The organism is Propionivibrio sp. (assembly GCF_049316945.1).
In the GTDB taxonomy this organism is placed as follows: domain Bacteria; phylum Pseudomonadota; class Gammaproteobacteria; order Burkholderiales; family Rhodocyclaceae; genus Propionivibrio.
In genome coordinates this window covers 1-6,141 of record NZ_JBMOJE010000201.1, presented here as the reverse complement: position 1 = coordinate 6,141, position 6,141 = coordinate 1, and the positions used below count along the sequence as shown (strand labels likewise).

Genomic DNA, 6,141 nt, shown 5'->3' with positions numbered 1-6,141 from the left:
CCTTCTGGCAAGCTTTGGCACAAAGTTCCATATCAGTTTTGCGTGATTACTTACAAGGCTGTTACCTGTGATTTCGCGTGCGTGGACGGGCTGATCCCCAATCCGGAAAAAATTTCTTCTGCCCCTGAAAAATTGCCGGATTCGCCGGCAATGATTGCTGAAAGAAGTTGACCGAGAATTCCTTTGTAGGCGTTCCTTAGCGCATTTCAAAAGCTTCCTGATGGAAGCGCAATCCGCCGTTCCATTTTTTCTTTAACTCACTTTTCAGTGAATTAGCCAGACCAAGCGGACCGCAGAACCAGACTTCCACTTTTCTGCCAGGATCATCTGCGAGCTTCAGCGACTGAGCCGTCAATACCTCGCCATGCTTGGTGCTATGTATAAACAGCCTAACCCCCGGCAGAGCGCCACATAACACTTGCAAGCGGTTGACAAAGCAATCTGAATCGCGGTCACGCGTACAGTAGTGGAGGTCTAATTCAGAAGCCTCGGCCGGGTTCAAGTGGCGAGATTCCAGCCCCGCCAGAAATGGTGTTATGCCAATTCCACCTGCAACCCAAATCTGTCGGCGTCTCTGGCTATGACGGTCCATCTGGAACCGTCCGTAAGGCCCTTCTACCCTTACCGGCTGCCCGACTTGAATTTGTTGCGCGATTTTTCGTGTGAAATCGCCGAGATCCTTGATGCAAAATGTGATGGTTCCATCTCCTCGATTGGCACTGGCACTGGCAATGGTGAATGGGTGTGCTCCTTCAAACCGAAGAAAAAGATTCCCGAAACCGGGTACGGCGTGCGTGCCTTCTCGTTGTTTAAAAGTGATGAAAGCGAATTGGCCAGGACGGTGATTTTTCCAGTTTCCATCGAGGCGGCAAGTTAATTCAGTCACATTGCCGTTTTTAATCACCGAAACGACCGTGCCATCAACCTGGCGACGGCGTCCGATAGCACCGGTGAGGGACACGATGCTAGCCACCACTCCGACGGTAATACACCCCGCCAGAAGCATGCCCACTGCTTGTGTCCAGTAGCCAGGCGGAGCGAGAATCACAGCGTGGAAGGCCAGCAGCAGGTAGATTATCGGCATAACCCGATGCAGTTGTCGCCAAAACTTATAGGGGAAAAACTTCCACAGAGTTACGGCGAGCATGATTAACACGAGGTAAAACCCAGGCTCGCCTAAATCGCCACCAAAATCACGTAACCCACTGGATATGCTTTCGTGAACCATAGCGAGTTTATGCTCGGATTCCTCCATTTCGTCGGCTATTTCATCATCGCCCTCTTCGCCAAGATCGCTGACTAGCCAGTGGATTACACCAAAGCCAACGGCCAAAATGCCCGACCACTTGTGCAGGCGATAAATGCGGTCCAAGCCGCCCAGTGGTTTCTCAAGCCAGACTGGCCGTATGGAAAGCAACATGCAAAGTGACATCAGCGCAATCGAAAGGAGGCCGCCAAGAGTGAGAGTATCCTGCCATATGCTACGCAACAGCGTGCCCTGGGCTGAGGAATTACTGGAGCTCAGTGCCATATACCAGACGCAGGAAACAAGAGATAAAAAACCGAAAAGGATAGTTTTCATTAATTTATCACCAGCGAAATTATTCATTGGGGCACTTTCAATCAGCGCTGCTGAATACAAACTGAATCTGATGCTAATCTGCGGTTCACGCACGTTCCATTTTTGTTGGTGATGCAGCCATGCTGGCGCCTGAAAGCGTCAATGCCTGGCTGGCGGCAATCAGGGTGGCGGTCAGGTTTCGATTCATGGTGTGCTCCTCGTTGGCGTTACAGCCAGCGCACCGAGCCCCGGTAAGCATGCCAACTGGCATGCCCCAGCAGCGGCCCCACGACGGCAAGCCCCAGCGCAAACGGCAGCAGCAGGGACAGGACGATCATGACGACAATCAGTGCGCCCCACAGCAGCATCACGCCGGGATTCAGGCTGACCACCTTGGCGCTGAGGATGGCGGCGGTAATGGCATCGGTATCGCGGTCGAGAACCATCGGAATGGACACCGCCGAAAGGGTGAATACCAGCATGGCAAAAATGCCGCTCACCGCGATATAAGCCGCCACAAAATCCAGGTTACCGACATTGACCACGGCTTCCATCACGCCCGCCGAGGTCGGCAGGCCGCTATTGAAAAAGAGGGCCAGCATCACCAGCGATACCCGGCCCCACATCAGCTCCAGCACCACCAGCACCCCAACCAATAGCCCCAAGCTGCGCAGGTGGTGTTTCCAGCAGGTCAGTGAAGCCATGAAATCCGTTGCCTGGCCCTGTTCACGGCGACGGCTCAAGTCATAAAGCCCCATCGCCACAAACGGCCCCGCCAGCAGGCAGCCCGAAACCAGCGTCATGACGTATTCGGGTTCTTTGTGAAACAGCCCATGGAGTACCAGCGCCATGCACCAAAACGGCAAGCCGTAAAACAGACTGGTGCCGGGGTGGGCCACCAGGTCGCGCCAGCCCAGCCGGAGCCAGTGAAACGGATCCGCCCATGACAGGAAAATGATCTCTTTGGGGGCCGCCTCAGGGGCCAGTGCCACAGGGGGCTGTGCGACCGCTTCTAGCAGGGTGGTGGTCAGATTTTTGGGCATGGTGCATTCCTCGTTGGGGTCGGTGCAAGGCGTACTATGCGCGGGGCAAACTGAATGGGACGTGAATCCGCCGTTCATCCTGCGTTCAGATTGACGAGGCTATTAACCGGCCCATAACAGCACAATGTCATTTTAGGTGGTTTTGCCCTGTTGTTACGTTTTCCCGAGGTATGCCGTTGATTCCAATCCTGTCCGGAGCCCTGCCGCCAAACGACTGTCGGGGCCAGCGGCTGTCGTTGAAGTTGAGCCAGGCTCCCGCATCGTCGCGTTTGCAAAAAACTGCTTTCTGACCGGTGCTAACGAACCTTCAGGAGCGTCGGAATTTCTTACACGGGAAGTCTTTTTTTCGGAGAAAAACGCTGGGCAGCTTTATAACACGCTGAAAAAACAACACTATTTTCATTATGGCACGGTCAGTGCCTATTAAGCGGGGCGAGGTTCATCCAAAGGGGACGCCTGCAGACACATCCGGAGCCGTGAGTTCGGATGGGCCCCACGAATATTTCTCCACCAGTTCAAGAGGCAACATCGGAGCTCAGCGGATTGCTGCCGCATCAGCTTCGCCGTGGCGTTATTAAGTAGTCAAGCCGCAGTTATGAAGGATTGATATGAAATATGCTTTTCTGTTTATTGCACTTTTGAGCGCCGCCTTTGCCGGCATCGCCAGGAGTTATTCCAAGGTCAATGACCCGCCTTCGCTGCTTGCCGACAGCAACACCCCGGGACTCCACGAAGCACAGGAGTTGATCAGGGAAATGATTTCCCAAGGTCGCCTAGCCAGCGATTTCCGCCTGGTTTATGTGATCGAGGCGGGTGAGACCAAGGTCTACCCCTTGATATACGACTCGCCGACCAGCGATCCCGTGCCCCACATCAACGGAATTGACGTGCCGGTGTCCGGTGACACGGGACTAAAACCCGGCGCCATCGTAAAGATCTTCGGAAGGACAGGAATTTCAAGCGCGCAACCCTGAGCATCCGCGTCCGTTTCAATACCACCGGTCAAGCCGGTTTATTACCCCTCCCGCACTGAGGCGATTCCCTGCGTCTGGTGTGATTCCCATATGTGATTGAGAAGCTTCCGTTCCGTGCTGGCATCGTTAAGCTAGTAAAGGCGGTTGACCACAGCGAACACGACGAACAGCGCGAAGCTGCCCGCCGTGTCGCCGTGGCTTGAACTGCGTTTTTAGCCTTATCACCTGCTGCATCTTCCCGAGTCGGATCGCGATGCGGTAAAGTCGCCGCTTGTGCCCGATCCGCCTGGGCGCACGCCGACTTGCCCAAAAACAAGGAGATTTGTCATGGCTGTTCTCGTTTTGCTCGCCCTTGGAATTATTTCCGGAGTTATTCGAGCCTGACCGTATCGCGGCGACCCGAAAATTTCGCTGGAGCGTTTTTTTGTGGCGGTAGTCTTCGTCGCAATCGGGTTCAATGGCATCTTTTTTGGTTTTATCCCTCATGTTTTTTTTGCTGATTTTATTGCCACCAACATCGGCTGGCCCACCGGCAGCCCGTTTCAGTTCGAGGTCGGTGTGCATGACGGATGCTGGGGGCTTCTGGGCCTGCTCTCCGCCCGATATAAACGCGGATTTCTTCAGGCAACCGCTTTCGGGTGGTCCGTCTTTTTGCTCTTTGCCGGCGTCAATCACCTCAAAGAGACTGTTTTAGCCGGTAATTTTGCACCATATAACATTCAGTTCATCGCCGGAGATATTTTACCTGCGGTGGTTTTCCTGCTACTCGTCTGGAAGTACGGCGCCCACATTGCCGATAACAATCCGAATTCATTAACGTGAAAGTCGCGCAAGCGACTCTCGAACCTCCCCTCGCCCTCTGGGAGGGCGAGGGGGAGGGAAAACAACCTTGTCCTTTCTGGGGCGGCTTGAGTTCTGTACTGTCAGTCAGTTGGTGATCATGGTCGCGACATGCACTTTGCTTTAGAATCCTTGTGAGTACGCTTTCCCGCACTTCAACCCTTCATGAGTTTTACCCATCTGCGATGCTAAGCATTTTTGGTAACAGCAAGCCGGCACAACGTCTCGACGAACTGGAGAAGCTTTCGCTGTTCGTTGACTTGAATCGTCGCGAGATGAAAATCGTCGACGGGTTCATGCACCAGCGCAGTTATCTGAAAAACGAAGTGATCTTCGACGAGGGCGAGGAAGGGCAAGCCATTTACTTCATCCTCGCCGGCAAGGTCTTGATCTGCCATCAGTGCCAGACAGAGCAACCGATTGCCACGCTTGAACGGGGCAATTTTTTTGGTGAACTGGCCTTGCTCGACGACGCACCGCGCTCAGCGCAGGCGCGTGCTGCAGAAAACTGTACCCTGGCGGTGTTTTTTCGCGGCGACTTCCTTGGGTTGATGCATTCACATGCGCTGATCGCCTCGAAAATTGCACTGCAACTGGCTCGTCACCTCGGTGTGCGCCTGCGCGGTGCGGTCCATACCGATCAAGTGAATTTATGAGACGAGAGCGTTATCGCTCCGGGCCGCTGGTGTGGTTGGCGATACTTGCCGCAACGTGCGTACTGCTCTTTTTGTTTCAGAAAATTCTTTGGCTGGTCGTACCATTTCTCCTGGCCTTGATCGGCTACTACCTTCTTTTTCCACTGCAGCAGCGCCTGGTTCTTGGTGGCATGTCGCGCGATACATCGGCCGCCCTGGTCAGTGGTGGTGTGTTTGCAGTGGCCGGTGGCGTCATGCTGTTAGCCATTCCCTGGGTTAGTTCGCAACTTGTTTCGTGGCAGGAGACCGGAGCACGCTACATCGAAGGGGGATTGCGTTTTATTGCCGAGACGCTGGCCTGGGCCGAGCGGAACTATGCGTTTGCCGCCAAGGCACATCTGAGCGATCAGTTGACGAGGCAGATCAGCGAACTGGGTGACAAGTTTGCCGGAACCTATCTGGCGGAGGCCGCGCTGACTGCGGCGGCCTGGTTCCCATCGCTTATCCTGGCGCCGTTTCTTGCCTATTTCTTCTTGCGTGACGGCTGGCGTTTCAAGATGTTCCTGAGCCGTGCGGTGCCGAATGCCTTCTTCGAACGAACCCTCTATCTGCTTGATCAGGTTGACCACACGGCAAGGCTTTATTTTCAGGGCTTGATCAAGCTGACCGTACTTGATGCGCTTTGTCTGGCCTTCGGGCTTTGGCTTATCGGTGTATCGGCTCCCTTTGTACTCGGATTGATGACCGCCATCCTGGCCTGGGTTCCGTATATCGGCTCGATTCTGGGTTGTCTGCTGGTCGTGCTGGTGGCGGCAACCGACTTTCCCGGTGATCCGGCAATGGCTTACGCGGCTATCGGCCTGTTCATCTTGGTACGTTTGCTTGATGACTTCTTTTTCATGCAGATAACCATCGGGCGGAGCCTCAAACTGCACCCGCTGATCACGGTGGTGATGATTTTTGTCGGCGGAGCGGTGGCTGGCGTTGCCGGCCTGATGCTGGTGTTGCCGCTGCTTGGCATCGTGATGGTACTCGGCAACCCTGACGCACGAACCGCGCCCCCCTGATGGCGCAAGGGTTTGGAGGCG

At 54.6% G+C, this 6,141-nt stretch carries 6 protein-coding genes; 4 read left to right on the top strand and 2 right to left on the bottom strand.

From position 1 onward, the window contains the following. Positions 1-196: 196 nt before the first annotated feature. Both ACOYNV_RS25125 and ACOYNV_RS25120 read right to left on the bottom strand, forming a co-directional pair. Positions 197-1,609 (bottom strand): ferredoxin reductase family protein, encoded by a 1,413-nt coding sequence (locus ACOYNV_RS25125; RefSeq protein WP_422902547.1) that lies wholly within the window; start codon positions 1,607-1,609, stop codon positions 197-199. Positions 1,610-1,788: 179 nt separating this feature from the next. Beyond that, positions 1,789-2,604, bottom strand: a complete 816-nt coding sequence (locus tag ACOYNV_RS25120) for a DUF2189 domain-containing protein (RefSeq protein ID WP_422902546.1) — start codon at positions 2,602-2,604, stop codon at positions 1,789-1,791. 608 nt (positions 2,605-3,212) lie between these two features. On the opposite strand from ACOYNV_RS25120, the gene ACOYNV_RS25115 reads away from it, so the two are divergent. The 4 genes from ACOYNV_RS25115 to ACOYNV_RS25100 all read left to right on the top strand — a co-directional run bounded on the left by ACOYNV_RS25115 (position 3,213) and on the right by ACOYNV_RS25100 (position 6,120). After that, positions 3,213-3,578: a hypothetical protein gene (locus tag ACOYNV_RS25115; protein ID WP_422902545.1), complete on the top strand. Its 366-nt coding sequence runs from the start codon at positions 3,213-3,215 to the stop codon at positions 3,576-3,578. A gap of 405 nt (positions 3,579-3,983) precedes the next feature. After that, the gene (locus ACOYNV_RS25110; RefSeq protein WP_422902548.1) at positions 3,984-4,400 is read left to right on the top strand and encodes a DUF6790 family protein; all 417 of its coding nucleotides are present in this window, start codon (positions 3,984-3,986) and stop codon (positions 4,398-4,400) included. A 203-nt stretch (positions 4,401-4,603) separates the two neighbouring features. Further along, positions 4,604-5,074, top strand: a complete 471-nt coding sequence (locus ACOYNV_RS25105; RefSeq protein WP_422902544.1) for a cyclic nucleotide-binding domain-containing protein — start codon at positions 4,604-4,606, stop codon at positions 5,072-5,074. Further along, positions 5,071-6,120 (top strand): AI-2E family transporter, encoded by a 1,050-nt coding sequence (locus tag ACOYNV_RS25100; protein WP_422902543.1) that lies wholly within the window; start codon positions 5,071-5,073, stop codon positions 6,118-6,120. Before ACOYNV_RS25105 ends, ACOYNV_RS25100 begins: the two co-directional genes overlap by 4 nt. Positions 6,121-6,141 lie beyond the last annotated feature (21 nt).